The organism is Streptomyces sp. NPDC090442 (genome assembly GCF_044769405.1).
Taxonomy (GTDB): Bacteria; Actinomycetota; Actinomycetes; order Streptomycetales; family Streptomycetaceae; genus Streptomyces.
The window spans coordinates 242,688-268,645 of the sequence record NZ_JBIVXW010000001.1 but is presented as its reverse complement, the minus strand read 5'-3'; the positions used below and the strand labels follow the sequence as shown (position 1 = coordinate 268,645).

Here is a 25,958-nt window from a genome sequence, read left to right as displayed (position 1 = left end):
CCCCTATCCACACCCCTCCGTCTATCGAGATCATTTCCGGTCGGCAAGGTGCCTTTCCCAGCATTTACTTTCGTCATCCGGCCGGCTTCAATGGGACCGAGATCAGGCAGCTACGGCCGGGGGGCCCGTGTCCACCGACAGCGACAAGGCTTCGACACCAACCGACGCCGATCTCCTTGCGCTGCACGTAAAGGGCGACCCCGATGCGTTCGGAGAGATCGTCCGCCGTCACCGCGACCGGCTCTGGGCTGTGGCCTTACGCACCCTCGGTGATCGCGAGGAAGCCGCCGACGCCGTGCAGGACGCACTGGTCTCCGCCTATCGCGCCGCCCACACCTTCCGCGGCCAGTCGGCCGTGACAACCTGGCTGCACCGCATCACGGTCAACGCCTGCCTGGACCGGGCCCGCAAGGCCGCGTCCCGACGCACCTCTCCGGTCGCCGAGACCGAGCGCCTGGAGCAGCTCCTCGAACCCGAAGAGTCCGCTGCCCTCCCGGCCGAGCGCCAGGACGTGCACCGCGAACTGCTCGTCGCGCTGCGCACTCTCCCCGAGGAACAGCGCGCCGCGCTCGTCCTCGTCGATATGCAGGGGTATTCCGTCGCGGAGGCTGCCGCGGTCCTCGACGTTCCGACCGGCACGGTGAAAAGCCGCTGCTCGCGTGGGCGCGCGCGACTGCTGCCGTTGGTCACCCATCTGCGCGACGAAGGCGGGGATAGCGATCCCGAGAGCCGGGGAAGGAACCGGGCGCAGGGGACATCCGTCCCACCGACGGCAGGACCGAAGGGCACAGGTGCCGTGAAGGGCGGAGGTGGGCGAGCGTGACGTCGATGACCGGCGCGGGCGAGCACCCAGAGGTCGCTGAGATTTCCGATCTCACGGATGGGCTGCTCTCCCCCTCACGCACGGCAGACCTGCGGGATCATCTCGCCGGCTGCGGGGTGTGTGAAGACGTCTACGCATCCTTGGAAGAGATCCGTGGGCTCCTCGGTACACTGCCCGGCCCTCCGCGGATGCCCGCCGACGTCGCCGAGCGCATTGATGCAGCACTCGCCGCGGAGGTACTGCTGGACTCCGCCGCGGCCGAGGGCGAGCCTGGTGTTTCACGTGAAACACCGCCTTCCGCGGGCACTGTTCCACGTGAAACATCGCTCGGTCCCGCTTCGGTTCCACGTGAAACATCGGCCGCGCCTCGCTCCGTTTCGCGTGAAACCAACGTGCAAGCGCCACCACGTGCTGCCGCGGCCGCACCTCCGCCCGGGCGAGCCCGCGGTACCTCCCGGCCAGGTCGCCAAGCTCCGGGACGACGTTCGTCACGCTCGCGACGGTGGCCCCGGATCCTGCTCGGCTCCGCCGCGGCCGCGGCGGTTCTTGGAGTCGGCGGCCTCCTCCTCCAGAGCGCCGGCACCAGCGGCGTCCAGGCCACCAAGCCGGAAGCCTCCGCTTCCTCCGGCGCAGGAGCCCCGTCGGGCTTGAGCGCCGCGACACTCGGGGCGGACGTCCACAGGTTGCTCGCCGAGAAAAAGGCGCACCCAGCTCCGGAGATCGGCACACGCAGCTCGCCCGAGACCCCGCTACGGGGTAAGACGGACGCCGTTCCGTCATGTGTGCGCCAGGGCATCGGCCGCACCGAGCAGCCACTGGCCTCGACTCGCAGCACCTTCGAGGGCAAGGACGCCTTCCTGGTCGTGCTCCCGCACCCCGCCGACCCCAAGAGCGTCTCGGCCTACGTCGTCACCGCCTCGTGTGTGTCCGCCGCTCCGCCGGCGCCTGGGAAGGTTTTGCTGACCCACTCGTATCGGCGAGACTGAGCCCCGGTCTGTGCGCTGTGGCACTCCGGGAATGCTTGCCCCTTAGGATCCGTTGGGTGGGGTGAGAGTTCCGAGACCCCAGCAAGCCGTCGGCAGAGACAAGGAAGACACCCGTGAGCGACGTCCGCAACGTGATCATCATCGGCTCCGGGCCCGCGGGCTACACCGCAGCGCTCTACACCGCCCGCGCATCCCTCAAGCCCCTGGTCTTCGAAGGCGCCGTCACGGCCGGCGGCGCCCTGATGAACACCACCGACGTGGAAAACTTCCCCGGCTTCCGCGACGGCATCATGGGCCCCGACCTCATGGACAACATGCGCGCCCAGGCCGAACGCTTCGGCGCCGAACTGGTCCCCGACGACATCGTCTCCGTCGACCTGACCGAGGAGATCAAGACCGTCACCGACACCGCCGGCACGGTCCACCGCGCCAAGGCCGTCATCGTCACCACCGGCTCCCAGCACCGCAAGCTCGGCCTGCCCCGCGAGGACGAGCTCTCCGGCCGCGGCGTCTCCTGGTGCGCCACCTGCGACGGATTCTTCTTCAAGGACCAGGACATCGCCGTGATCGGCGGCGGCGACACCGCCATGGAAGAGGCCACCTTCCTCTCCCGCTTCGCCAAGACCGTCACCGTCGTCCACCGCCGCGGCACCCTCCGCGCCAGCAAGGCCATGCAGGAACGCGCCTTCGCCGACCCGAAGATCCGTTTCGTCTGGGACAGCGAGGTCGCCGAGATCCACGGCGACACCAAGCTCTCCGGCCTGACACTGCGCAACGTCACCACCGGCCAGACCTCCGAGCTCCCGGTCACCGGCCTGTTCATCGCGATCGGCCACGACCCGCGCACCGAGTTGTTCAAGGGCCAGCTCACCCTCGACGACGAGGGCTACCTCACCGTCGACGCGCCGAGCACCCGGACCAACCTGTCGGGCGTCTTCGCCGCCGGCGACGTCGTCGACCACACCTACCGCCAGGCCATCACCGCCGCCGGCACCGGCTGCTCCGCCGCCCTCGACGCCGAGCGGTTCCTCGCGGCGCTCTCTGACGGCGAGGCCGCGGCCGAGCCGGAGAAGACCGCTTCCGCCTGACCCGCGCACCCCGCTTTCCCACCACCCACCCAGTAAGGAGATTGCCATGGCCGGTGCCACGGTGACCGTGACGGACGCCAACTTCGAAGAGGTCGTCCTCAAGAGCGACAAGCCCGTCCTCGTGGACTTCTGGGCCACCTGGTGCGGCCCGTGCCGCCAGATCGCCCCGTCCCTGGAAGCCATTGCCGCCGAGCACGACGAGATCGTCATCGCGAAGCTGAACACCGACGAGAACCCGGCGACCACCGCCAAGTACGGCGTCATGTCGATCCCGACCATGAACGTCTACAAGGACGGCGAGGTCGTGAAGACGATCGTCGGCGCCAAGCCGAAGGCCGCCATCGAGCGTGACCTCGCGGACTACCTCGCCTGAGGAACGCCCATACGTTTCACGTGAACAGGCTCGCCCCTCATGGGGGGCGAGCCTGTTTCACGTGAAACCAAGGCGGTGTTTCACGTGAAACACCGGGCGGTCCGTCTACAACGGCCTGAGCGCAGGCTCCTTTTGGACGGCTCCCAGCAGTCGATCCAGCGCTAGCTCCACGTCTTCTTTCCACGAAATCGTCGTCCGCAGCTCAAGCCGCAACCGCGGGAAGCGAGGATGAGGGCGGACCGTCTTGAAGCCGACCGCGAGGAGGTGGTCGGCGGGCAATACACACGCCGGCTCGGACCAGCGCGCATCGCCGAAGGCTTCGATGGCCTTGAAGCCACGTTGGATGAGGTCCTTGGCAACCGTCTGGACCATCACTCGCCCCAGCCCCTGCCCCTGGTAACCAGGCGTCAGCCATGCCGTCAAGAGCTGCACGGCATCCGGCGACACCGGGCTGGTGGGAAAGGCCGTCGAACGCGGTACATAAGCCGGCGGGGCGTACATGACGAACCCGGCCGGCACGTCGTCCACATAGACAACCCGCCCGCAGGATCCCCACTCCAACAGAACCGCCGAGATCCAGGCTTCCTTCTCCAGTTCGGGACGCCCCGCCTTTACCGCGGCCTCGCCACTGACGGGGTCGAGCTCCCAGAAGACGCAGGAACGGCAGCGCTTCGGGAGATCCGGAAGGTTGTCCAGCGTGAGCGGTACGAGCCGACGGCCCATGGAACCAGGTCCTCGCTTCCCTCGCCTGCCGCACCGCGCAGCGCTGTCAGCGCCGCCTGCTCTCTAAGCAGACCACCAACGAACCCTCCGAGGGCTGCGAGGCCGAACCCCGCTGCCAGTAGTCCGGTGCGGCTCACTGATCGCATGGCCCTCTCCTCGATGCGAGGTCTCTCCATGTGGATGCGTGCCATACCCGATCGCATCGTATCCGCCCTTTCCGGGCGCGGGTACTGCCAGAAAGCAAAGGGCGAGCCGTGTTCCGGTATCGGCTCCGGAACACAGCTCGCCCACGAGCCGCATACGTCGGCTCAGCCTTCTTCGTCGCCGCCCTCGGCCAGTGACTTCCCCAGGACACGCCCCTCGCCCGGAGCAAGTGTGCCGAGAATGCGCTCCAGGTCTTCCATCGAAGCGAATTCGACGACGATCTTTCCCTTCTTCTGACCGAGATCGACCTTCACCCGGGTTTCGAAGCGGTCGGAAAGCCGGGTAGCAAGACCGGTGAGTGCGGGGGACACCCGAGCACCCGCCCGCGGTTTCTTACCCTTGCCTGTGCCCTTGGGGTCCGACCCCATGAGCGTCACGATCTCCTCGACCGAACGGACCGACAGCCCTTCCGCCACGATTCGTCGTGCCAGGTTGTCCTGCTCCTCGGGATCCTCCACGGACAGCAGCGCCCGCGCATGACCAGCGGAGAGCACCCCCACGGCGAGCCGCTTCTGCACGGACGGCGAGAGCTTCAACAGCCGCAGCGTGTTGGTGACCTGCGGACGCGAACGTCCGATCCGGTCGGCCAGTTCGTCATGCGTGCACTTGAAGTCCTCCAGCAACTGGTCGTAGGCGGCGGCCTCTTCCAGCGGGTTCAGCTGGGCACGGTGGAGGTTCTCCAGAAGCGCGTCGAGCAGCAGACGTTCGTCTTCCGTAGCCCGCACGATCGCGGGGATCTTCTCCAGCCCAGCCTCACGGCAGGCTCGCCAGCGCCGCTCGCCCATGATGAGCTCGTAGCGCCCGGGCGCGGTCTGACGGACCACCACCGGCTGAAGCAGGCCGACCTCCTTGATGGAAGTGACCAGTTCGGCGAGGGCGTCCTCGTCGAAGACCTCCCGCGGCTGCCGCGGGTTCGGCCTGATCTCATCCAGCGACACCTCGGCGAAGTGGGCACCCGCCACCTCCGGTGTGATGCTGTTCTCCGCCGCGGCCGATGCTTCGGTTTCACGTGAAACACCGGGCGTCGGCAGCGAGGCCACCTTGGCGGCCGCCACTCCACGGTCCGGGGCCAAAACCGGTGCGGACGAGGGCGACGCCGCTCCCCTTCCCGCCGCAGGCCCGGAAGCATCCTTGCTCTGCGGTGCTGCGGGGATCAGCGCGCCAAGCCCACGGCCCAGCCCTCTACGTCGTTCGCTCACTGGGTCCCCTCCGAGACGCTGTGCTGTGCTTGGTAGTTCACGCTCAGGCCCTGCTCCCCGGGTTGTGCCGCCCCCCGCAACGCGATCTCTTTCGCCGCTTCGAGATAGGAGAGCGCACCGGTGGAACCCGGGTCGTAGGTAAGCACCGTCTGCCCGTAGCTGGGGGCCTCCGAGATGCGTACCGAACGGGGGATGCTCGTCCGGAGCACCTCGTTGCCGAAGTGACTGCGCACCTCATCGGCGACCTGCGAGGCCAGGCGGGTACGTCCGTCGTACATGGTGAGCAGGATCGTCGAGACGTGGAGCTTGGGGTTCAGATGTCCCCGCACCAGGTCGACGTTTCGCAGCAACTGGCCCAGTCCTTCCAGCGCGTAGTACTCGCACTGGATCGGGATCAGCACCTCGGCACTGGCGACCAAGGCGTTGACGGTCAGCAGACCAAGCGAGGGCGGGCAGTCGATGAGGATGTAGTCCAGCGGCTGTTCATACGCCTTGATGGCGCGGTCCAGCCGGCTCTCGCGCGCCACCAGAGAGACCAGCTCGATTTCGGCACCGGCCAGGTCGATGGTGGCGGGCGCGCAGAAGAGCCCCTCCACCTCCACCACTGGCTGCACGACGTCAGAGAGTGGCTTGCTCTCGACCAGCACGTCGTAGATGGACGGCACTTCGGCGTGATGGTCGATCCCCAGGGCCGTGGACGCATTCCCCTGCGGGTCGAGGTCAATCACCAGCACCCGGGACCCGTGCAGTGCCAGCGAAGCCGCAAGGTTCACCGTGGTGGTGGTCTTGCCGACTCCGCCCTTCTGATTGGCGACCACGATGACCCGGGTCTCTTCAGGACGGGGCATCCCCTCGCCTGCGCGGCCCATTGCCCCTACCGCGAACTGCGCTGCGCGACCTACCGGTGTGTTGTCCATCAGGGGCGGCGTTTCACGTGAAACGTCGTCCCCGAACGACTCGTTGCGGGGACCGGGGACCGGATCGGTCATCGGTCCCGCGATGTTGGCGTCGGACCGCAAGGATTCACTCTCCTCGACATCAGGCTCACGATGGTGAGAGCCTGCCATGCTTTCGGTATCGCGAACCAGTGAGGTCCGTTCTCCTGTGGATGAACCCACTTCTGTGGATACTTTCGTGACCCGTGTGGGTTTCCGGTCGTGCGGCTCGGCAGCCGCACGACCGCGGCCGATGATCCCTTGCAGCAGAGAACGACGTTTCACGTGAAACACGATGCCAGCGCCGCGTCCGATTAAGCCGCGACACTCCGTCTTGTGGCTTTTTATAGCGCTCGCACAATTTGCCCTATCCGCTATTCCGCGGACGGTTATGCTCGCCGCCAAGAAGCCGTGCCGGATTCCTCCGGCGTCCCGGCATCAGCGCCGACGCCCCCTAGTCGCCCGGCTCGTACGGGCCGCCTTCGCCCGCTTGGCGGCGAAGCGCACCCCACCGGGGCTCTCGCCCACCTCGACGCGCACCACGGTCGACAGCGGATCCACCACGCCCGCACCGACATGCACGATCGACGTGTCCACCACGCCCAGCTTGCTCAGCGCGGCCCGGGCCGCCTTGAGTTCTTCCTCCGCGGTGTCGCCCTTGAGGGCCAGCATCTCTCCGTAAGGACGCAGCAGCGGCACCCCCCAGCCGGCCAGCCGGTCGAGCGGCGCGACCGCCCGCGCGGTCACCACGTGCACCTGCGGGAGCTTGCCCATGACCTCTTCGGCACGGCCTCGGACGACGGTGACGTGGTCCAGCCCGAGCAGTTCGACGACCTCCTGGAGGAAGTTCGTCCGCCGCAGCAGCGGCTCCAGAAGCGTGATCTTGAGATCCGGACGCACCAGCGCCAGCGGAATACCGGGCAGCCCGGCTCCCGAACCCACGTCACACACCGAGACGCCCTCGGGGACCACCTCAGAGAGCACCGCACAGTTCAGCAGATGCCGCTCCCACAGCCGTGGCACCTCCCGCGGACCGATCAGTCCGCGCTTCACGCCCGCGTCGGCGAGCAGTTCGGCGTACCGTACGGCCTCCGGAAAGCGCTCGCCGAAAACCTCCTGCGCCGTTTTCGGCGCAGGAGGGAGCTCCGCTGATGCCTCCGTCACGGGAACCGCCCTTCCTCTGGACTGCTTTTCCTGCCGGGATCCCGGCGTTACGACCGGGGATAACACAGAAGGCTGAGAAGTTTTGGCCCCGCCTGCGAGCAGACGGGGCCAAAGAAGACTGAGCGCGAAGCGTCAGGCCGGGAGGACCACCACGCGGCGCTGCGGCTCCTCGCCCTCGGACTCGCTCTGCAGTCCGGCCGCAGCCACCGCGTCGTGCACGACCTTGCGCTCGAACGGCGTCATCGGATCGAGCTTCACCGGCTGACCGGTGCTCTTGGCCTCCGCCGCGGCGCTGGCGCCGACCTTGGCGAGCTCCTCGCGCTTACGCGCCCGGAAGCCGGCGATGTCGAGCATCAGACGGCTGCGGTCGCCGGTCTCCCGGTGCACCGCCAGCCGCGTCAGCTCCTGCAGCGCCTCCAGCACCTCACCGTCGCGGCCGACCAGCTTCTGCAGATCGCGGCTGGTCGAGTCACCGACGATCGACACCGAGGCGCGGTCCGCCTCGACGTCCATGTCGATGTCACCGTCGAGGTCCGCGATGTCCAGCAGACCCTCCAGGTAGTCGGCCGCGATCTCGCCTTCCTGCTCCAGGCGGGTCAGGGTGTCGGCGCCCTTGGTGCCAGGGGTCGTGTCCGTCACGTAAGGACTCCTTCTTACTTCTTGGACGGGTGCTTGGGGCGCTGCTGGCCCTTGCGCTGCCCGGACTTGGTGTTACGGGATCCGGAGGCGGCGCCACCCTTGGCGGGCGTACCACCCTTCCCCTCGTCCTGCGTGGCCGTGCTGTCCTGCGAGGCCGCAGCACTGTCCGACGACGAACTCGCGCGCGTGCGGTTCCGCGTGGCACCGCTCGGCGCGGCGGCTCCGGTGCCGGCGCCGGTCTGACGCTTGGCCTTCGTCTGCCGCTTGGGCTGCTGGCGGTTCTGGCGCGCCTCCTCGGCGGCCTTCTTCGCCTCGACCTCGGCGGGGCTCTCCACCAGCTTGCCGCTGGCGCGCAGCCGCTCCTGGCGCTCGGTGAACGCCTTGCTGCCCGGGGTGGGGTTGCGGCGGATGACGTACATCTGCTGGCCCATGGTCCACACGTTGGTGGTCAGCCAGTAGACGAGGACACCGACCGGGAAGTTGATGCCGAAGACGGCGAACATGACCGGGAAGACGTACATCAGCATCTTCTGCTGCTGCATGAACGGCGTCTTCACCGTCAGGTCGACGTTCTTCGTCATGAGCTGACGCTGGGTGTAGAACTGCGACGCCGACATCAGGACGATCATGATGACCGTGACCACGCGGACGTCGGTCACCGAGGCACCCAGGGACTGGATCTTCGAGGCGGTGTCCATGAACTTCGCCGCGAGCGGCGCACCGAAGATGTGCGCCTTCTGCGCGCTCGCCAGCAACGTCGGGTCGATGACGCCGACGGTCTTGTTCTGCGCGATGTGGCTGAGGACCTGGTACAGGGAGATGAAGAACGGGGACTGCGCCAGGATCGGGAGACAGCTCGAGAGCGGGTTGGTGCCCGACTCCTTGTAGAGCTTCATCATCTCTTCGGACTGGCGCTGCTTGTCGCTCTTGTAACGCTCCTGGATCGCCTTCATCTTCGGCTGGAGCGCCTGCATGTTCCGCGTCGCCTTGATCTGCTTCACGAAGAGCGGGATCAGGCAGATGCGGATCAGCACCACCAGCGAGACGATGGACAGGCCCCAAGCCGCGCCACTGTTCGGATCGAAGATCAGGCTGAAGAACGAGTGGAACTGGACGATGATCCAGGAAACTGCGTAATAAAGGGGTTTGAGGATCGTGTCCACGAATCAGGCTCCTTGGGCGTTGGGCTGAGTCTCGGGCTGGGCGACAGGCTCAGGGACGGCAGGCCCGCCCAGGCGGCTCCTCAGCCGCTGATGCCAAACCGGACGCTTCCGGGGAGGGACGTGGTCGACGCCACCGAGCGACCACGGATTGCACCGCAGGATGCGCCAAGCGGTCAGCGCAGTCCCCTTCACCGCGCCGTGTCGATCGATGGCGGTGTAGCCATAGTGCGAGCACGACGGGTAGTACTTGCAGACCGGGCCCAACAGCGGGCTGATGGTCCACTGGTAGATCTTGATCAAAAGCAGCAGCGGGTACTTCACTGTGCGCTCCCTCCCGGGTCCCGTCCGGGAGCCCGGGGGCCTGCGGCGTCGCCGCCGGTTGCGGCCCCGGTGGGATTGCTGCCTTTCGGCGCCCCTCCCAGCAGCCGCTGGAGAGCAGCGTCCAGGTCGCGGGCCAGTTGGTCGTACTCCGCCGCGCCCGCGCCGGGCAGGGCCCGTACGACAACCAGGCTACCGGCGGGCAGCCGGTCCAGCCGGTCGCGCATGAGATGGCGAAGTCTCCGCTTGACCTTGTTGCGGACGACTGCAATGCCAACGGCCTTGCTGACGACGAAACCCGCACGCGTCGGGGGAACACTTCCCCCCGCTGCGTGCGGGTCCGTTACGCCGCTACGACAGTGCACGACGAGGAGCGGGCGCCCGGCCCTGCGTCCCCGGCGTACCGCGGTCGCGAAGTCCTCGCGCCGCCTCAGCCGATTTTCGGTAGGCAGCACGTCATGGACCTAGGTCGGGCTGCTCAGGCGGACAGGCGGGCGCGACCCTTGCTGCGGCGCGACGCGAGAATCGCGCGGCCGGCACGGGTCCGCATGCGCAGACGGAAGCCGTGGGTCTTCGCGCGACGGCGGTTGTTCGGCTGGAAGGTGCGCTTGCTCACTCGGGGGCTCCAGGAATTCTTGCTGTCTCGGGAGACAGATTGTGGGGCGTCGACTGGCTGTCACCGTGCGCCCACGAGTAGCTCGCCACGCCCGAGTGCACCGCTACACGATCACGAGAGCGCGATCTTTGCCCATCGGAGGCAGGCGGCAGCAGCCATCGACAACTCGACCTGTGCACGGTACGCGGGACTACGCCATCCGGTCAAACCGGCTCCGTGAGAGCGCGGAGAGCCTCGACCAGGACACACTATGCACAGCCTGTGGACAACAACTTGAATCCCCAGGCCCGCCCTGACTACCGTGGCTGAACTTCATTTCCTTCCCGCCCGTCCTGAGAATCACACATTCGTGGGACTGTGAGAGAGCGTGCCCTGTGGCTGATGTACCTGCCGATCTTGCCGCAGTGTGGCCACGTGTACTCGATCACCTCTTGCGGGCCGAGGCCGACGGCCTGAAGCCCAAGGACCAGGACTGGCTCAAGCGGACCCAGCCCCTGGCGCTGGTCGCGGACACCGCACTGCTCGCCGTGCCCAACGAGTTCGCCAAGGGTGTCCTCGAAGGACGGCTGGCGCCGCTGATCGGGGAAGCGCTCAGCCATGAGTGCGGACGGCCGATCCGGATCGCGATCACTGTCGACGACTCCTCCGAGGAGCCCGCGCCCCAGCCGCCCGCGCCTCCGCAGCAGCACACTCAGCACCAGCCGGCACAGCATCCGCAGGCGCAACACCAGCCGGCGCAGCACGACGTGTACGACGGCTACGACGGGCGGCGCGACTCCCGGCAGGGCTACGGACACCAGGGCGACGATCTGCCCAGCGTCCGCCCCGCGTACCCGGATTACCCGCAGCCGCGGCACGAGCCCGGGGCGTGGCCCCAGCACGCCGTCACCGACGCGGTCGGCCCGCGCGAGGAGTACGGCTGGCAGCAGCAGCCCCTGGGCGGCTACCCCGACCGCGAGACCTCCACGGAGCAGTGGCGCGAACCGTACGGCGCCCCGTCGCCCGCCCACCTCCAGCAGCACCAGAACGACTACCGCCCGCAGGGCCCCGACCGCAGCGGGCCGCGCCCCTCGGACGGTCCGCGCCCGGGGTACGAGCAGCAGCGGCGCGACCGCTCCGACTTCCCCCCGCCCGGTCCTGCTGGCCGGCCGGGTGGTCCCGGTTCCCCTTTGCCGGCGCCCAGCGGTGCGCCCAGTCCGCTCGCCGCGCAGCCCGCGCCGGCGACCGGTCCCGGCGAGCCGACCGCGCGGCTGAACCCCAAGTACCTCTTCGACACCTTCGTCATCGGTGCCTCCAACCGCTTCGCGCACGCCGCGGCGGTCGCGGTCGCCGAGGCGCCGGCCAAGGCGTACAACCCCCTCTTCATCTACGGGGAGTCGGGTCTGGGCAAGACCCACCTGCTGCACGCCATCGGGCACTACGCCCGCAGCCTCTACCCGGGCACCCGGGTGCGGTACGTGAGCTCCGAGGAGTTCACCAACGAGTTCATCAACTCCATCCGGGACGGCAAGGCGGACGCGTTCCGCAAGCGCTACCGGGACATGGACATCCTGCTCGTCGACGACATCCAGTTCCTGGCGAGCAAGGAGTCGACGCAGGAGGAGTTCTTCCACACCTTCAACACCCTGCACAACGCGAACAAGCAGATCGTGCTCTCCAGTGACCGGCCGCCGAAGCAGCTGGTCACCCTGGAGGACCGACTGCGCAACCGCTTCGAGTGGGGGTTGATCACCGACGTCCAGCCGCCGGAGCTGGAGACCCGGATCGCGATCCTCCGCAAGAAGGCCGTGCAGGAGCAGTTGAACGCGCCGCCGGAGGTGCTGGAGTTCATCGCGTCCCGGATCTCGCGCAACATCCGCGAGTTGGAGGGCGCGCTGATCCGGGTCACCGCGTTCGCGTCGCTCAACCGGCAGCCGGTGGACCTGGGGCTCACCGAGATCGTGCTGAAGGACCTGATCCCCGGCGGCGAGGACACCGCGCCGGAGATCACCGCGACCGCGATCATGGCGTCGACCGCGGACTACTTCGGGCTGACCGTGGACGATCTGTGCGGATCCTCGCGCAGCCGGGTGCTGGTGACGGCCCGCCAGATCGCGATGTACCTGTGCCGGGAGCTCACCGACCTCTCGTTGCCGAAGATCGGCGCGCAGTTCGGCGGCCGCGACCACACGACGGTGATGCACGCCGATCGCAAGATCCGCGCGTTGATGGCCGAGCGGCGCTCCATCTACAACCAGGTCACCGAGCTGACCAACCGCATCAAGAACGGCTGACGGGCGGTCACCACCGGCCGCGACCGCCACCAGGGCGCTCCGGGACCTGCTCCCGGAGCGCCCTTCGTCGTGTGCGGGGTTGGGGGAGGGAGAACGTCGTCCGGTGCCGTCGTCGGGTCCTGTCTGCGGGGCTCGCGGGGCGGTCCGGGAGGGGCGTTCCGGGGTGGTGGACGGGTCGGTCGGTGGGTTCCGTAGGCCGCCGGTCGTCGTCCCAAACCTGTGGAGTGCACCGGCGCTGTTCGATTCCGGGCCTGGTCACGGCCTCTCTCCACAGATTGGGCAAGAATCTTCCGTCCACAGCCTGGGGAGAGGAAAGTTATCCCTGTGAGATCCACAGGCCGGCCTGCTGACGGACCATCGGGCGAGGTCAGCCGCATGTGGAATTGTGGCCAAACGAAATCCACAGCCTGTGGACAGAGTTTTCGTCCACAGGCGTCGCGCGAGCTTGTCCACCGGCCGCCCACAGGTACAGCGGGGTTGTCCCCAGTGATCACCAGCTTCTCCACACCGCTGTCCACTGTTCGGCAACGCAACACCCACCCTCACCACGCCGAGTGAAAGCGGTCACACCAAGGTGCGGGGTTGGGCTGTGGGGAACAGGGGTAAAGCTGGGGATGGCACTGGGGAGAAGTGCCTCAGCCCTGTGCATGGGGTGTGCAGAACTTCACGCGGTCCACAGCCGGAGCCGCTTATCCACGGCCGCCACCCACAGGCGCGGTGGACAAAAAATCGGCGTTGACCTGCGCAAAGTCAGTTGTCCACGGTTTCCACAGGGCCTACTACTACGACCACGCATATCTACCGGGGAACTCGCTTCGAAACGGGCCCTGTGCACAACTCGGCTCGGGAGCCCGTCGCTCCGGTCGAGTCGACTTGACCCCGAGCCGCACCGACTGTCGGTGGTGTGCGTCAGACTGGTCTCCGGCAACTCAGCCGACGACGAAGAGCCAGCAGGGCGAGAGCCAGCAACAGCAGGAGGCGGTTTCCGGTGAAGATCCGGGTGGAGCGCGATGTACTCGCGGAGGCAGTGGCCTGGGCGGCCAAGAGCCTCCCGGCCCGTCCGCCGGTGCCCGTCCTCGCGGGCCTGCTCCTGAAGGCGGACGACGGCGCGCTGAGCCTGTCCGGCTTCGATTACGAGGTCTCCGCGCGGGTCTCGGTGGACGCCGAGGTGGAGGAGGAGGGCACCGTCCTCGTCTCCGGCCGGCTGCTCGCCGACATCTGCCGCGCGCTGCCCAACCGCCCGGTGGAGATTTCCACCGACGGTGTACGGGTGACCGTGGTCTGCGGCTCCTCCCGCTTCACCCTCCACACCCTGCCTGTGGAGGAGTACCCGTCCCTGCCGACGATGCCCACCGCCACCGGCACCGTCCCCGGTGAGGTCTTCGCCGCGGCGGCCGCCCAGGTGGCGATCGCCGCCGGTCGCGACGACACCCTGCCGGTGCTGACCGGTGTGCGGATCGAGATCGAGGGCGACACCGTCACCCTCGCCTCCACCGACCGCTACCGCTTCGCGGTCCGCGAGTTCCTGTGGAAGCCGGAGAGCCCGGACGCCTCCGCGGTCGCCCTGGTGCCCGCCAAGACCCTTCTGGACACCGCCAAGTCTCTGAGCGGCGGCGACACCGTCACCCTGGCACTGTCCGGCTCCGGGCAGGGCGAGGGCCTCATCGGTTTCGAGGGCGCCGGCCGCCGGACCACGACCCGCCTTCTCGAGGGCGACCTGCCGAAGTACCGGACGCTCTTCCCGACCGAGTTCAACTCCGTCGCCGTGATCGAGACCGCCCCGTTCGTCGAGGCCGTCAAGCGCGTGGCGCTGGTCGCCGAGCGGAACACCCCGGTGCGGCTGAGCTTCGAGCAGGGCGTGCTGATCCTGGAGGCCGGCTCCAGCGACGATGCACAGGCTGTGGAAAGGGTCGACGCCGACCTGGAGGGCGACGACATCTCGATCGCCTTCAACCCGGGCTTCCTGCTGGAGGGCCTGTCGGCCATCGACTCCCCGGTGGCCCAGCTGTCCTTCACCACCTCGACCAAGCCCGCGCTGCTCAGCGGCCGCCCGGCCAAGGACGCCGAGGCCGACGACGCGTACAAGTACCTGATCATGCCCGTCCGCCTCTCGGGCTGACGCGGGCGACCGACCTCGTACCGACCGGGCCCCGGCCATCTGCCGGGGCCCTTGCGGCGACTGGCTGACGGCCTCCCGATGAGCGGCTGAGCCCACAGCTGTGCACGGGGTCCCGGGCGTAGGCTCGGACTCGGGTACGAACAGCAACGACTATGTGCAAAGAGGGTCTCTGATGGAGCTCGGTCTCGTCGGTCTCGGCAAGATGGGCGGCAACATGCGCGAGCGCATTCGCCGCGCCGGCCACACCGTCATCGGATACGACCGCAACCCGGACCTGGCCGATGTGGACAGCCTCAAGGGGCTTGTGGACAGCCTCAAGGGTCCGCGGGTGGTCTGGGTCATGGTCCCGGCTGGCGCCGCCACCCAGGCGACGATCGACGAGCTGGCCGAGCTGCTCTCGCCCGGCGACCTCGTCGTGGACGGCGGCAACTCCCGCTGGACCGACGACGAGAAGCACGCCGAGGAGCTGGCCGCCAAGGGCATCGGCTTCGTGGACTGCGGCGTCTCCGGCGGCGTCTGGGGCCTGGAGAACGGCTACGCGCTGATGTACGGCGGCGACAAGGAGAACGTCGCCAAGGTGCAGCCGATCTTCGACGCCCTCAAGCCCGAGGGCGAGTTCGGCTCCGTGCACGCCGGCAAGGTGGGCGCGGGCCACTTCGCGAAGATGGTCCACAACGGCATCGAGTACGCGATGATGCAGGCCTACGCCGAGGGCTGGGAGCTGCTGGAGAAGGTCGACTCCGTGGAGAACGTCCGCGAGATCTTCCGCTCCTGGCAGGAGGGCACGGTCATCCGCTCCTGGCTGCTGGACCTGGCGGTCAACGCCCTCGACGAGGACGAGCACCTGGGGAAGCTGCGCGGTTACGCCGCCGACTCCGGTGAGGGCCGCTGGACGGTCGAGGCCGCGATCGACAACGCCGTGCCGCTGCCGGCGATCACCGCGTCGCTCTTCGCCCGCTTCGCGTCCCGCCAGGACGACTCGCCGCAGATGAAGATGATCGCCGCGCTGCGCAACCAGTTCGGTGGCCACGCGGTCGAGAGCAAGTAGTAAGCACCACCAGCACAGCAGCCGGGGGAGGTCGGCGCGGAACCATGCATGTCACGCATCTGTCGCTCGCCGACTTCCGCTCGTACGCTCGGGTCGAGGTCCCGCTCGACCCGGGCGTCACGGCGTTTGTAGGGCCCAACGGTCAGGGCAAGACCAACCTCGTCGAGGCGATCGGTTATCTGGCCACGCTCGGCAGCCACCGGGTCTCCTCGGACGCCCCCCTGGTGCGGATGGGCGCCGACCGGGCCATCGTCCGGGCCGCGGTCGCCCAGGGCGAGCGGCAGCAACTGATCGAGCTGGAGCTCAATCCGGGCAGGGCGAACCGCGCCCGGATCAACAGGTCGTCGCAGGTCAGGCCGCGCGATGTGCTGGGGATCGTGCGGACGGTGCTGTTCGCGCCCGAGGACCTGGCGCTGGTCAAGGGCGACCCCGGTGAGCGCCGGCGGTTCCTCGACGAGTTGGTCACCGCCCGTTCGCCGCGGATGGCGGGGGTGCGCGCGGACTACGACCGCGTCCTCAAGCAGCGCAACACCCTCCTGAAGACGGCGGCGCTGGCTCGCCGGCACGGCGGCCGGCAGATGGACCTGTCGACGCTGGACGTCTGGGACCAGCATCTGGCCCGCGCCGGCGCCGAACTCCTGGCCCAGCGGCTCGACCTGATCGCCACGCTGCGGCCGCTGGCGGACAAGGCGTACGAGCAACTGGCGCCGGGCGGCGGCCCGTTGGGGCTGGAGTACCGCGGTTCGGCGGGCGAGGCGATGGCCGCCGCAGCGAACCGTGAGGAGCTGTACGGCGCGCTGCTGGCGGCGCTCGGCGAGGCCCGCAAGAACGAGATCGAGCGCGGGGTGACGCTCGTCGGTCCGCACCGCGACGAACTGCTGCTGAAGCTGGGGCAGTTGCCGGCCAAGGGCTATGCGAGCCACGGCGAGTCCTGGTCGTACGCGCTGGCCCTGCGGCTGGCCTCGTACGAACTGCTGCGCGCCGAGGGCAACGAACCGGTGCTGGTGCTGGACGACGTCTTCGCCGAGTTGGACAGCCGGCGCCGGGAGCGGCTGGCGGAGCTGGTCGCGCCGGGCGAGCAGGTCCTGGTGACCGCGGCGGTGGACGACGACGTGCCGGGCGTGCTGGCCGGGGCGCGGTACGCGGTCTCCGGCGGCACCGTGGAGAGGGTGGAACGGTGACCGAACCGCAGTCGGAACAGCCCAGAACCCCCGAGCTGTCCGGGGTGGACCTGGCCCGGCAGGCGCTGGTGGCCGCCAAGGAACAGGCGCGCGCCCGGGGCGCGGCCGTGCAGCAGAAGAAGCAGGCCCGCCGCGGCGGACTGCGCTCGGGCGCGCGGGCCGACGGCCGGGATCCGCTGCCGTTGGGCGCCGCGATCAACCGCCTGATCACCGAGCGCGGCTGGGAGACCCCGGCGGCGGTCGGCGGGGTGATGGGCCGTTGGCCGCAGTTGGTGGGGCCCGAGGTGGCGCAGCACTGCGAGCCGCAGCGGTACGACGAGGACGCCCGCATCCTGACGGTCCAGTGCGACTCGACGGCCTGGGCGACCCAACTGCGGCTGCTGGCACCGCAGCTGGTGGCCCGCCTCAACGAGGACCTGGGCCACGGCACGGTGAAGATGATCAAGGTGCTGGGGCCGGGCGGCCCGGGGCGTCGGTACGGAGCCCTGCGCGCGCCGGGCAGCAAGGGGCCCGGCGACACCTACGGGTGAGGGTCGCCACGCGATCGAGAATCCCGCCGATGGGGGTGGTGTTTCACGTGAAACACCACCCCCATCGCACGTCCGTGGCCAGTCACGGACGGTTTCACGTGAAACAACGCACGTCCGTACGAGCCGTGTAAACACGTGTGACGCATGAGACTTCACAGGCGGTCGCCGCCGGTTGACATCCCGAAGCGCTGAGTGCCTGCGTGAGCGTCCTGGGGCCCCGTCTCGCATATGGGGAGTCGGCGGATGCTGGTTCAGGGCGGCACATGACGACTCAGGCGCCTGCAAACCCCCATGAGTGTCGGCGCTACCGGTAGACTGGTAGCAATCCCGCCCACTCGCGGAACAAGTCGAATGACGAGCCGCTCCCATCTGTTCTTCGCGGGGAGATCGCAACAGGTGTGGAAGGGCTCGTGCTGTGCCAGAAAGGGCGCTTCGTGGCCGACTCCGGCGACCTCAACGAGAACAACATGGCTTCTACCGAAGAGGGGGGTTCGGCCGGCGCCGTGGGCGACTCCTCGGTGGAGAAGTCGTATGACGCCAGCGCGATCACCGTCCTTGAGGGCTTGGACGCGGTTCGTAAGCGCCCCGGCATGTACATCGGCTCCACGGGCGAGCGCGGTCTGCACCACCTCGTGCAGGAGGTCGTCGACAACTCCGTCGACGAGGCGCTGGCCGGTCACGCCGACACCATCGAGGTGACGATCCTCGCCGACGGCGGTGTGCAGGTCGTCGACAACGGTCGCGGTATCCCCGTCGGCATCGTGCCGTCCGAGAACAAGCCGGCCGTCGAGGTCGTGCTGACCGTGCTGCACGCCGGTGGCAAGTTCGGCGGCGGTGGGTACGCGGTCTCCGGTGGTCTGCACGGCGTGGGTGTCTCCGTCGTGAACGCCCTGTCGACCCGGGTCGCCGTCGAGATCCGCACGGACGGCTACCGCTGGACGCAGGATTACAAGCAGGGCGTGCCGACGGCCCCGCTGGCCAAGCACGAGGCCACCGACGAGCACGGCACCTCGGTCACCTTCTGGGCCGACCCCGAGATCTTCGAGACCACCACGTACAGCTTCGAGACGCTGTCGCGGCGCTTCCAGGAGATGGCGTTCCTCAACAAGGGGCTGACCATCTCGCTCAAGGACGAGCGCCCGGATCACGTGGACGAGGAGGGCAAGCCGCTCTCGGTGCGGTACCACTACGAGGGCGGCATCGTCGACTTCGTGAAGTACCTCAACTCCCGCAAGGGGGAGCTGGTTCACCCGACGGTCGTCTCGGTCGAGGCCGAGGACAAGGAGCGGAACCTCTCCGTCGACCTCGCGATGCAGTGGAACACCCAGTACAGCGAGGGTGTCTACAGCTTCGCGAACATCATCCACACCCACGAGGGCGGTACCCACGAGGAGGGCTTCCGCGCCGCGCTGACGGGTCTGATCAACCGTTACGCGCGCGAGAAGAAGCTGCTGCGGGAGAAGGACGACAACCTCACGGGCGAGGACATCCGCGAGGGTCTGACGGCGATCATCTCGGTCAAGCTCGCCGAGCCGCAGTTCGAGGGCCAGACCAAGACCAAGCTGGGCAACACGGAGGTGAAGACCTTCGTCCAGAAGGTCGTCCACGAGCACCTCAACGACTGGCTGGACCGCAACCCCAACGAGGCCGCGGACATCATCCGCAAGGGCATCCAGGCGGCCACCGCCCGGGTCGCGGCCCGCAAGGCGCGCGATCTGACGCGCCGCAAGGGCCTGTTGGAGACCGCGTCGCTGCCGGGCAAGCTCAGCGACTGCCAGTCCAACGACCCCACCAAGTGCGAGATCTTCATCGTCGAGGGTGACTCCGCCGGTGGCTCGGCCAAGTCCGGCCGTAACCCGGAGTACCAGGCGATCCTCCCGATCCGCGGCAAGATCCTCAACGTCGAGAAGGCCCGGGTCGACAAGATCCTGCAGAACAACGAGGTCCAGGCGCTGATCTCGGCCTTCGGCACGGGCGTGCACGAGGACTTCGACATCGAGAAGCTCCGGTACCACAAGATCATCTTGATGGCGGACGCCGACGTCGACGGTCAGCACATCAACACCCTGCTGCTGACCTTCCTGTTCCGCTTCATGCGCCCGCTGGTCGAGGCCGGCCACGTCTACCTCTCCCGCCCGCCGCTGTACAAGATCAAGTGGGGCCGGGACGACTTCGAGTACGCCTACTCCGACCCGGAGCGGGACGTGCTGCTGGAGCGCGGCAAGCAGAACGGCAAGCGGATCCGCGAGGACTCCATCCAGCGGTTCAAGGGTCTCGGCGAGATGAACGCCGAGGAGCTGCGCGTGACGACCATGGACGCCGACCACCGGGTGCTCGGCCAGGTCTCGTTGGACGACGCGGCCCGCGCGGACGACCTGTTCTCCGTCCTCATGGGCGAGGACGTCGAGGCGCGCCGCTCGTTCATCCAGCGGAACGCCAAGGACGTCCGCTTCCTCGACATCTGAGCCCTGTCGGCCCGCACAACAGCCGCAGCTCGAAAGGACTTTGAACCACCATGGCCGACGAGAACCCCCCTGTGACCCCGGACGGCGTGACCGCCGAGGGCGCGCCCGCCACCATCGAAGGCGTTGGAATGCGCGTCGAGCCCGTCGGGCTCGAAACGGAGATGCAGCGCTCCTACCTCGACTACGCGATGTCCGTCATCGTCTCGCGTGCGCTGCCCGACATCCGCGACGGCCTCAAGCCGGTGCACCGCCGCGTGCTGTACGCGATGTACGACGGCGGCTACCGCCCCGAGAAGGGCTTCTACAAGTGCGCCCGCGTCGTCGGCGACGTCATGGGTACGTACCACCCGCACGGTGACACCTCCATCTACGACGCGCTGGTCCGCCTCGCGCAGCCGTGGTCGATGCGGATGCCGCTGGTCGACTCCAACGGCAACTTCGGCTCTCCGGGCAACGACCCGGCCGCCGCCATGCGGTACACCGAGTGCAAGATGGCGCCGCTGTCGATGGAGATGCTCCGGGACATCGACGAGGAGACCGTCGACTTCCAGGACAACTACGACGGCCGGAACCAGGAGCCGACGGTCCTGCCGGCCCGTTTCCCCAACCTGTTGATCAACGGCTCGGCCGGCATCGCGGTCGGCATGGCGACCAACATCCCGCCGCACAACCTCCGCGAGGTCGCCGAGGGCGCGCAGTGGGCGCTGGCGCACCCGGAGGCGTCCAGCGAGGAGCTGCTGGACGCGCTGATCGAGCGGATCAAGGGCCCCGACTTCCCCACCGGCGCGCTGGTGGTGGGCCGCAAGGGCATCGAGGAGGCGTACCGCACCGGCCGCGGCTCCATCACGATGCGCGCGGTCGTCGAGGTCGAGGAGATCCAGAACCGCCAGTGCCTGGTGGTCACCGAACTCCCCTACCAGGTCAACCCGGACAACCTCGCGCAGAAGATCGCCGACCTGGTCAAGGACGGCAGGATCGGCGGCATCGCGGACGTCCGCGACGAGACCTCCTCGCGCACCGGCCAGCGGCTGGTCATCGTCCTCAAGCGGGACGCGGTCGCCAAGGTCGTCCTCAACAACCTCTACAAGCACACCGATCTGCAGACCAACTTCGGCGCGAACATGCTCGCGCTGGTCGACGGCGTGCCGCGCACCCTCTCCCTGGACGCCTTCATCCGGAACTGGGTCACGCACCAGGTCGAGGTCATCGTCCGCCGGACGAAGTACCGGCTGCGCAAGGCCGAGGAGCGCGCCCACATCCTGCGCGGCCTGCTCAAGGCGCTGGACGCGATCGACGAGGTCATCGCGCTGATCCGGCGCAGCGAGACGGTCGAGGTGGCCCGCGAGGGCCTGATGGGCCTGCTGCGGATCGACGAGATCCAGGCCAACGCGATCCTGGAGATGCAGCTCCGCCGGCTGGCCGCCCTGGAGCGCCAGAAGATCACCGCCGAGCACGACGAACTCCAGCGCAAGATCAGTGAGTACAACGCGATCCTGGCCTCCCCGGAGCGCCAGCGCCAGATCATCAGCGAGGAACTGGCCGCGATCGTCGAGAAGTTCGGCGACGACCGGCGCAGCAAGCTGGTGCCGTTCGAGGGCGACATGTCCATCGAGGACCTGATCGCCGAAGAGGACATCGTCGTCACCATCAGCCGTGGCGGCTATGTGAAGCGGACGAAGACCGACGACTACCGCTCGCAGAAGCGCGGCGGCAAGGGCGTACGGGGCACCAAGCTCAAGGAAGACGACATCGTCGACCACTTCTTCGTCTCCACCACCCACCACTGGCTGCTGTTCTTCACCAACAAGGGCCGGGTCTACCGCGCCAAGGCGTACGAACTCCCCGACGCGGGACGGGATGCGCGCGGTCAGCACGTCGCCAACCTCCTGGCCTTCCAGCCGGACGAGCAGATCGCGCAGATCCTGGCGATCCGCGACTACGAGGCGGCGCCCTACCTGGTCCTCGCCACCAAGGCCGGTCTGGTGAAGAAGACCCCGCTCAAGGACTACGACTCGCCCCGTTCCGGCGGCGTGATCGCGATCAACCTGCGGGAGCAGGCGGACGGCAGCGATGACGAGCTGATCGGCGCCGAGTTGGTCTCGGAGACCGACGACCTGCTGCTGATCAGCAAGAAGGCCCAGTCGATCCGCTTCACGGCGACCGACGATGCGCTGCGCCCGATGGGCCGGGCCACCTCCGGTGTCAAGGGCATGAGCTTCCGCGAGGGTGACGAGCTGCTCTCGCTGAACGTGGTCCGCGCGGGCACCTTCGTCTTCACCGCGACCGACGGCGGCTACGCCAAGCGCACCGCGGTCGACGAGTACCGCGTCCAGGGCCGCGGCGGCCTCGGCATCAAGGCCGCGAAGATCGTCGAGGACCGCGGTTCGCTGGTCGGCGCGTTGATCGTCGAGGAGGCCGACGAGATCCTCGCGATCACGCTCAGCGGTGGCGTGATCCGCACCCGGGTGAGCGAGGTCCGGGAGACCGGCCGTGACACCATGGGCGTCCAACTGATCAACCTGGGCAAGCGAGATGCCGTCGTGGGCATCGCGCGGAACGCCGAGGCCGGCCGGGAGGCCGAGGAGGTCGACGGGCCCGACGGGGCCGAGGAGACCGGCGCGGCCGAGGAGTCCGGGTCCACCGCAGTCGAGGGCGAGCAGCCCGCGGCGGAGTAACACGAGGAGTAGGTCGTGAGGGGAGCCACGGGCGCTGCGACGGGCAAGGCGGGAGTCACCTCGGACTCCGCGGCGGAGCCCGCAACCAAGGAACGCAGCGCCCGTGGCTCCGTCGCGTCCGACGGCGCCCGGGAGAAGGGCGCCCACGAGGGGGGAACCGTGAGCAACACCCGTCAGCCGCAACCCCAGCCGCAACCTCAGTCCCCGCCGCAGGCGAAGGCCGCCGGCCAGGGACAGCCGCAGGGCGGCGCCCAGCAGCCCTACCAGCCGCCCCAGGCGTACCACACGGGCGCCGGGGGTCCCGGTGCCGAACAGGCCGTGCGCAAGCCGCGTACGGGCGCCAGCACGGCACCGCGGACCCGCAAGGCCCGCCTCCGGGTGGCGCGCACCGACCCCTGGTCGGTGATGAAGGTCAGCTTCCTGCTCTCCGTCGCGCTGGGCATCTGCACCGTGGTGGCGGTGGCGGTGCTGTGGATGGTGATGGACGCGATGGGCGTCTTCTCCACCGTCGGCAAGACGATCAGCGAGGCGACCGGCTCCGCCGAGGGCGGTGGCTTCGACCTCCAGTCGTTCCTCTCGCTGCCGCGGGTGCTGCTGTTCACCTCCGTCATCGCGGTGATCGACGTGGTGCTGGCGACCGCGCTGGCCACCCTCGGCTCCTTCATCTACAACCTGTCGGCGGGCTTCGTCGGCGGTGTGGAGCTGACGCTCGCGGAGGACGAGTGAGAGCTCCTGGCGGGCGGTCTGCACCGGGCGTTCCGAGGGCCTCCGGAACCGATTTTGGGAACGCCTCTGAAGTGCGCTAATCTTCTGGTGCAGCGAGCGAGCGGCTATAGCTCAGACGGTTAGAGCGCTTCCCTGATAAGGAAGAGGCCCCAGGTTCAAGTCCTGGTAGCCGCACCGCAGTATCGGCCCGGTCGGAGATTTCTCCGGCCGGGCCGATGCCTTTGTCGACACTTCCCTGGCCCGGGAACCGAAGCCGGGCGCGATGCGTTGTGAAGACACGGGAGTTGGGCTCCCTCGGCGCCTCCGGACGGGGTGTTGCCGAGTACGGGCTAGATAACCGATCGATATCGGCCGGTGTGTATCATCGGCCGACATAGAGGTCCCCTACGTCAATGAAAGACGAGGTCGCGCGGTGAAGAAGCTGATCCTGGTCGCACTGGCCGCCATCGGCGGGCTCCTCGTGTACCGCCAGATCCAGGCGGATCGCGCCGAGCAGGATCTGTGGACGGAGGCGACCGACTCCGTGCCCGCAGGTTCCGGTGTGTGAGACCACACGCACAGCACAGTTCGTATGGACCCCGGTTGCCCCAAGGGCGGCCGGGGTTTCGTACGTGTCGGGGGTGGGCAGAGGGGCTCCTGATTTTGCTATCGCACACCCATGGATTGCAGTGGCAAATCCGCTGGTCGTGAGGCCGATGACCGGGTGGTGACCGGTGGGACGCGAGGGGGACGAGAGATGGCACGACCACCACGCAGGCGGGCGGCGGCGCCGGAGGCGGGGGCCTCCGAGGCGCGAACGAAGTGGAGAGCCCGGGGGACTTGGGGGACGGTGTTACTGGCGCTGACCGCGGCGGTGCTGCCGGCCTCGGCGGCCCCGCGGGCGACGCCGGCGGCCGACGGCAGCGGACTGGTGATGGTCCTCGACTCCTCGCGCGCGATGGCCGGGAGCGACGGCGCCGGCGGCACCCTCATCGCCGCCGCCCGCAAGGCCGTCGGCGGTGTCGCGGACGCCCTGCCCGAGGGCTATCCCACCGGTCTGCGGGTCTACGGCGCGGACAGGCCCAAGGGCTGCGACGACACCCGTCTTGCGCAGCCCGTCGGCCCGTTGGACCGCGGCGGCCTCACGCGGGCCGTGGCGAGCCTCACGCCCCAGGGCGACGCCCCCATGGGGCTCTCGCTGACCAAGGCCGCCCAGGACCTCCCCAGGGCCGCGGCCGGCACCCCTGGCAAGCGCACCATCCTGCTGATCTCTGACGGCCAGAGCACCTGCCGGACCCCGCCGCCCTGCCAGGTCGCCGCCCAACTCGCCTCCTCCGGCGCCGATCTGCACATCGACGTCGTCGGCTTCCACGCCGCCGCCAAGGACCGCCCCCAGCTCCAGTGCATCGCCCAGTCCGGCAACGGCCAGTACTACGACGCTCCTGACGCCGCGTCGCTCTCCCGCCAGGTGCAGCGCGCCGGTCAACTCGCCGCGGACAGCTACCGGTTCCGGGGCACCCCGATCCACGGCACCGACGACCAGAAGGGCGCGCCCGCCCTCGTCCCCGGGCAGTACCTGGACAGCATCGGCCCCAACGAGGTGCGCTACTACGCCACCGATCTGGACGCGGCCTCGACCGCCGACTTCTCGGCCACCGCGGTGCCCCCGTCCGGCGCCTCGGTGGACCTGCTCGACACCGTCAGCGCCCGCATCGTCCAGGGTACGGACGGCAGTTGCCAGTCCTCGACCGCGCGCTTCGGCCAGCGGGAGGGCGCCACCCCGCTCACCGCCAGCGTCAGCCGCATCCCGTCGCGCGGCGGCACCGCCCGCTGCGACAAGGCGGGCCGGTACTGGCTGGCCGTCGAACGCCGCGCCGCCACCGGCTCGGACGCCGCGCGCTGGCCGGTCGAGCTGATGTTTCACGTGGAACATCCGCTGAAGAAAGGCGTCGCCCCCGCGCAGGCGACCCCGCAGTACGGTGCCGGCGGCAAGGACGCCACGCTGCCCAACACCGCGCCCAAGGACGTCTTTGGCGGCACCGGCTTCAACGATGCCCGCGAGCTGGGCACCGGCGCCTGGCGGGACACGGTCCTTCCCGCGCAGACCCGTTGGTACAAGGTGCCGGTCAGTTGGGGCCAACAGCTCCGCTACGACGTCCAGTTCGGCCCCGCACCACGGTCCGGGGCCGCCTCCCACGTCTCGTTCGGCAGCACCCAGGTCTATACGCCGTTCCGCGCCCCGGTCGGCAGCGGGACCGGCGAGTTCACCCCGCAGGTGCCGTACACCGGGCGATCGGCCTCGCTGAGCATGGGAACGGTCCCGGTCTCCTGGACCAACCGCTACGAGACCCACCCCAACGTCATCCCCGTCCACGCCAACGGCGACTTCTACATCGCGGTCACCCTCGGGGCCCGGGCCGCGCAGATCACGGAGAACCCGCGGATCGGCGTGGTGCTGCGGGTCGCCGTCCTCGGCCGGGCGAAGGCCGGGCCGGAGGCCGATGCGATGTCCGTCAAGGACGAGGCGTCCGGCGGCGGTTCGGGCTCCGGCGCCACCGGCACCGGGGGTGGCCACTGGCCCGCGATCCGGATCGCCGGGGTCTCCGTCGGCGCGGTGGGCGTCCTGCTGCTGGCCGGGTTGGGGACGGCGTACGCACGGGCCGGCCGGCGGCCGTGGTCGCGGGGCGCGGACACCGGGGGAGGCGCGCGGTGAGCGAGGGTGCCACCGGGC

General features: G+C 68.8%; 22 protein-coding genes, 1 tRNA gene and 1 pseudogene. 15 read left to right on the top strand and 9 right to left on the bottom strand.

All coding sequences use genetic code 11. From position 1 onward, the window contains the following. Positions 1-127 precede the first annotated feature (127 nt). From sigM to trxA, 4 genes are all read left to right on the top strand, one after another. Positions 128-823, top strand: a complete 696-nt coding sequence (gene sigM / locus ACIQU6_RS01230; RefSeq protein WP_403479532.1) for an RNA polymerase sigma factor SigM — start codon at positions 128-130, stop codon at positions 821-823. Positions 824-1,470: 647 nt separating this feature from the next. Further along, positions 1,471-1,809 (top strand): hypothetical protein, encoded by a 339-nt coding sequence (locus ACIQU6_RS01225; RefSeq protein ID WP_403479531.1) that lies wholly within the window; start codon positions 1,471-1,473, stop codon positions 1,807-1,809. 113 nt (positions 1,810-1,922) lie between these two features. After that, positions 1,923-2,897, top strand: a complete 975-nt coding sequence (trxB, locus tag ACIQU6_RS01220) for a thioredoxin-disulfide reductase (protein WP_403479530.1) — start codon at positions 1,923-1,925, stop codon at positions 2,895-2,897. 46 nt (positions 2,898-2,943) lie between these two features. Continuing rightward, entirely contained in the window at positions 2,944-3,270 is a 327-nt protein-coding gene (gene trxA, locus ACIQU6_RS01215; RefSeq protein ID WP_403479529.1) for a thioredoxin, read from the top strand. Between the two features lie 105 nt (positions 3,271-3,375). Here trxA and ACIQU6_RS01210 read toward each other — a convergent pair whose 3' ends face one another. The 9 genes and pseudogenes from ACIQU6_RS01210 to rpmH form a co-directional block, all read right to left on the bottom strand. Further along, entirely contained in the window at positions 3,376-3,993 is a 618-nt protein-coding gene (locus tag ACIQU6_RS01210; RefSeq protein WP_383414817.1) for a GNAT family N-acetyltransferase, read from the bottom strand. Positions 3,994-4,301: 308 nt separating this feature from the next. Beyond that, complete coding sequence (locus ACIQU6_RS01205; protein WP_403479528.1) at positions 4,302-5,396, bottom strand: ParB/RepB/Spo0J family partition protein; 1,095 nt, start codon at positions 5,394-5,396, stop codon at positions 4,302-4,304. After that, positions 5,393-6,463: a ParA family protein gene (locus tag ACIQU6_RS01200; RefSeq protein ID WP_403479646.1), complete on the bottom strand. Its 1,071-nt coding sequence runs from the start codon at positions 6,461-6,463 to the stop codon at positions 5,393-5,395. The genes ACIQU6_RS01205 and ACIQU6_RS01200 overlap by 4 nt, the downstream gene beginning before the upstream one ends. 306 nt (positions 6,464-6,769) lie before the next feature. Beyond that, the gene (gene rsmG, locus ACIQU6_RS01195) at positions 6,770-7,495 is read right to left on the bottom strand and encodes a 16S rRNA (guanine(527)-N(7))-methyltransferase RsmG (RefSeq protein WP_403479527.1); all 726 of its coding nucleotides are present in this window, start codon (positions 7,493-7,495) and stop codon (positions 6,770-6,772) included. Between the two features lie 132 nt (positions 7,496-7,627). Beyond that, a complete protein-coding gene (locus tag ACIQU6_RS01190) occupies positions 7,628-8,134 on the bottom strand; it encodes a protein jag (RefSeq protein WP_403479526.1) in 507 nt (168 codons plus the stop codon). Positions 8,135-8,148: 14 nt separating this feature from the next. Continuing rightward, positions 8,149-9,297, bottom strand: a complete 1,149-nt coding sequence (gene yidC, locus ACIQU6_RS01185) for a membrane protein insertase YidC (protein ID WP_403479525.1) — start codon at positions 9,295-9,297, stop codon at positions 8,149-8,151. A gap of 3 nt (positions 9,298-9,300) precedes the next feature. Next, entirely contained in the window at positions 9,301-9,618 is a 318-nt protein-coding gene (gene yidD, locus ACIQU6_RS01180) for a membrane protein insertion efficiency factor YidD (RefSeq protein WP_248012778.1), read from the bottom strand. Between the two features lie 83 nt (positions 9,619-9,701). Continuing rightward, a pseudogene (rnpA, locus tag ACIQU6_RS01175) lies at positions 9,702-10,070 on the bottom strand (ribonuclease P protein component); the annotation flags it as partial. Between the two features lie 23 nt (positions 10,071-10,093). Further along, positions 10,094-10,231 carry a 50S ribosomal protein L34 gene (gene rpmH, locus ACIQU6_RS01170; RefSeq protein WP_003956500.1) on the bottom strand — a complete coding sequence of 46 codons (138 nt, stop codon included), beginning with the start codon at positions 10,229-10,231 and terminating at the stop codon, positions 10,094-10,096. Between the two features lie 374 nt (positions 10,232-10,605). On the opposite strand from rpmH, the gene dnaA reads away from it, so the two are divergent. The 11 genes from dnaA to ACIQU6_RS01115 all read left to right on the top strand — a co-directional run bounded on the left by dnaA (position 10,606) and on the right by ACIQU6_RS01115 (position 25,940). Next, positions 10,606-12,504, top strand: a complete 1,899-nt coding sequence (gene dnaA / locus ACIQU6_RS01165; protein WP_403479524.1) for a chromosomal replication initiator protein DnaA — start codon at positions 10,606-10,608, stop codon at positions 12,502-12,504. A gap of 988 nt (positions 12,505-13,492) precedes the next feature. Beyond that, positions 13,493-14,623 carry a DNA polymerase III subunit beta gene (gene dnaN / locus ACIQU6_RS01160; RefSeq protein WP_403479523.1) on the top strand — a complete coding sequence of 377 codons (1,131 nt, stop codon included), beginning with the start codon at positions 13,493-13,495 and terminating at the stop codon, positions 14,621-14,623. A gap of 172 nt (positions 14,624-14,795) precedes the next feature. Continuing rightward, positions 14,796-15,671, top strand: a complete 876-nt coding sequence (gene gnd, locus ACIQU6_RS01155) for a phosphogluconate dehydrogenase (NAD(+)-dependent, decarboxylating) (protein ID WP_403479522.1) — start codon at positions 14,796-14,798, stop codon at positions 15,669-15,671. A 44-nt stretch (positions 15,672-15,715) separates the two neighbouring features. After that, complete coding sequence (gene recF / locus ACIQU6_RS01150) at positions 15,716-16,852, top strand: DNA replication/repair protein RecF (protein ID WP_403479521.1); 1,137 nt, start codon at positions 15,716-15,718, stop codon at positions 16,850-16,852. After that, positions 16,849-17,382, top strand: coding sequence for a DUF721 domain-containing protein (locus ACIQU6_RS01145; RefSeq protein WP_403479520.1), 534 nt, complete (start codon positions 16,849-16,851; stop codon positions 17,380-17,382). Before recF ends, ACIQU6_RS01145 begins: the two co-directional genes overlap by 4 nt. Before the next feature lie 410 nt (positions 17,383-17,792). Beyond that, positions 17,793-19,847 carry a DNA topoisomerase (ATP-hydrolyzing) subunit B gene (gene gyrB / locus ACIQU6_RS01140; protein ID WP_403479519.1) on the top strand — a complete coding sequence of 685 codons (2,055 nt, stop codon included), beginning with the start codon at positions 17,793-17,795 and terminating at the stop codon, positions 19,845-19,847. 50 nt (positions 19,848-19,897) lie between these two features. After that, on the top strand, positions 19,898-22,522 hold the full coding sequence (gyrA, locus tag ACIQU6_RS01135; protein WP_403479518.1) for a DNA gyrase subunit A: 2,625 nt from the start codon (positions 19,898-19,900) through the stop codon (positions 22,520-22,522). Positions 22,523-22,537: 15 nt separating this feature from the next. Continuing rightward, the gene (locus tag ACIQU6_RS01130) at positions 22,538-23,248 is read left to right on the top strand and encodes a DUF3566 domain-containing protein (protein ID WP_403479517.1); all 711 of its coding nucleotides are present in this window, start codon (positions 22,538-22,540) and stop codon (positions 23,246-23,248) included. Between the two features lie 100 nt (positions 23,249-23,348). Beyond that, a tRNA-Ile gene (locus tag ACIQU6_RS01125) sits at positions 23,349-23,422 on the top strand. Positions 23,423-23,660: 238 nt separating this feature from the next. Continuing rightward, positions 23,661-23,795 (top strand): DLW-39 family protein, encoded by a 135-nt coding sequence (locus ACIQU6_RS01120; RefSeq protein ID WP_016472047.1) that lies wholly within the window; start codon positions 23,661-23,663, stop codon positions 23,793-23,795. A 189-nt stretch (positions 23,796-23,984) separates the two neighbouring features. Continuing rightward, the gene (locus ACIQU6_RS01115; RefSeq protein WP_403479516.1) at positions 23,985-25,940 is read left to right on the top strand and encodes a hypothetical protein; all 1,956 of its coding nucleotides are present in this window, start codon (positions 23,985-23,987) and stop codon (positions 25,938-25,940) included. The last annotated feature ends 18 nt before the right edge of the window (positions 25,941-25,958 follow it).

Excerpts from the sequence above, each read along its gene's own strand:
- recF (WP_403479521.1), top strand. The coding sequence starts at position 15,716 with ATGCATGTCACGCATCTGTCGCTCGCCGACTTCCGCTCGTACGCTCGG.
- ACIQU6_RS01115 (WP_403479516.1), top strand. The coding sequence starts at position 23,985 with ATGGCACGACCACCACGCAGGCGGGCGGCGGCGCCGGAGGCGGGGGCC.
- gnd (WP_403479522.1), top strand. The coding sequence starts at position 14,796 with ATGGAGCTCGGTCTCGTCGGTCTCGGCAAGATGGGCGGCAACATGCGC.
- ACIQU6_RS01210 (WP_383414817.1), bottom strand. The coding sequence starts at position 3,993 with ATGGGCCGTCGGCTCGTACCGCTCACGCTGGACAACCTTCCGGATCTC.
- gyrA (WP_403479518.1), top strand. The coding sequence starts at position 19,898 with ATGGCCGACGAGAACCCCCCTGTGACCCCGGACGGCGTGACCGCCGAG.
- ACIQU6_RS01200 (WP_403479646.1), bottom strand. The coding sequence starts at position 6,463 with ATGGCAGGCTCTCACCATCGTGAGCCTGATGTCGAGGAGAGTGAATCC.
- trxA (WP_403479529.1), top strand. The coding sequence starts at position 2,944 with ATGGCCGGTGCCACGGTGACCGTGACGGACGCCAACTTCGAAGAGGTC.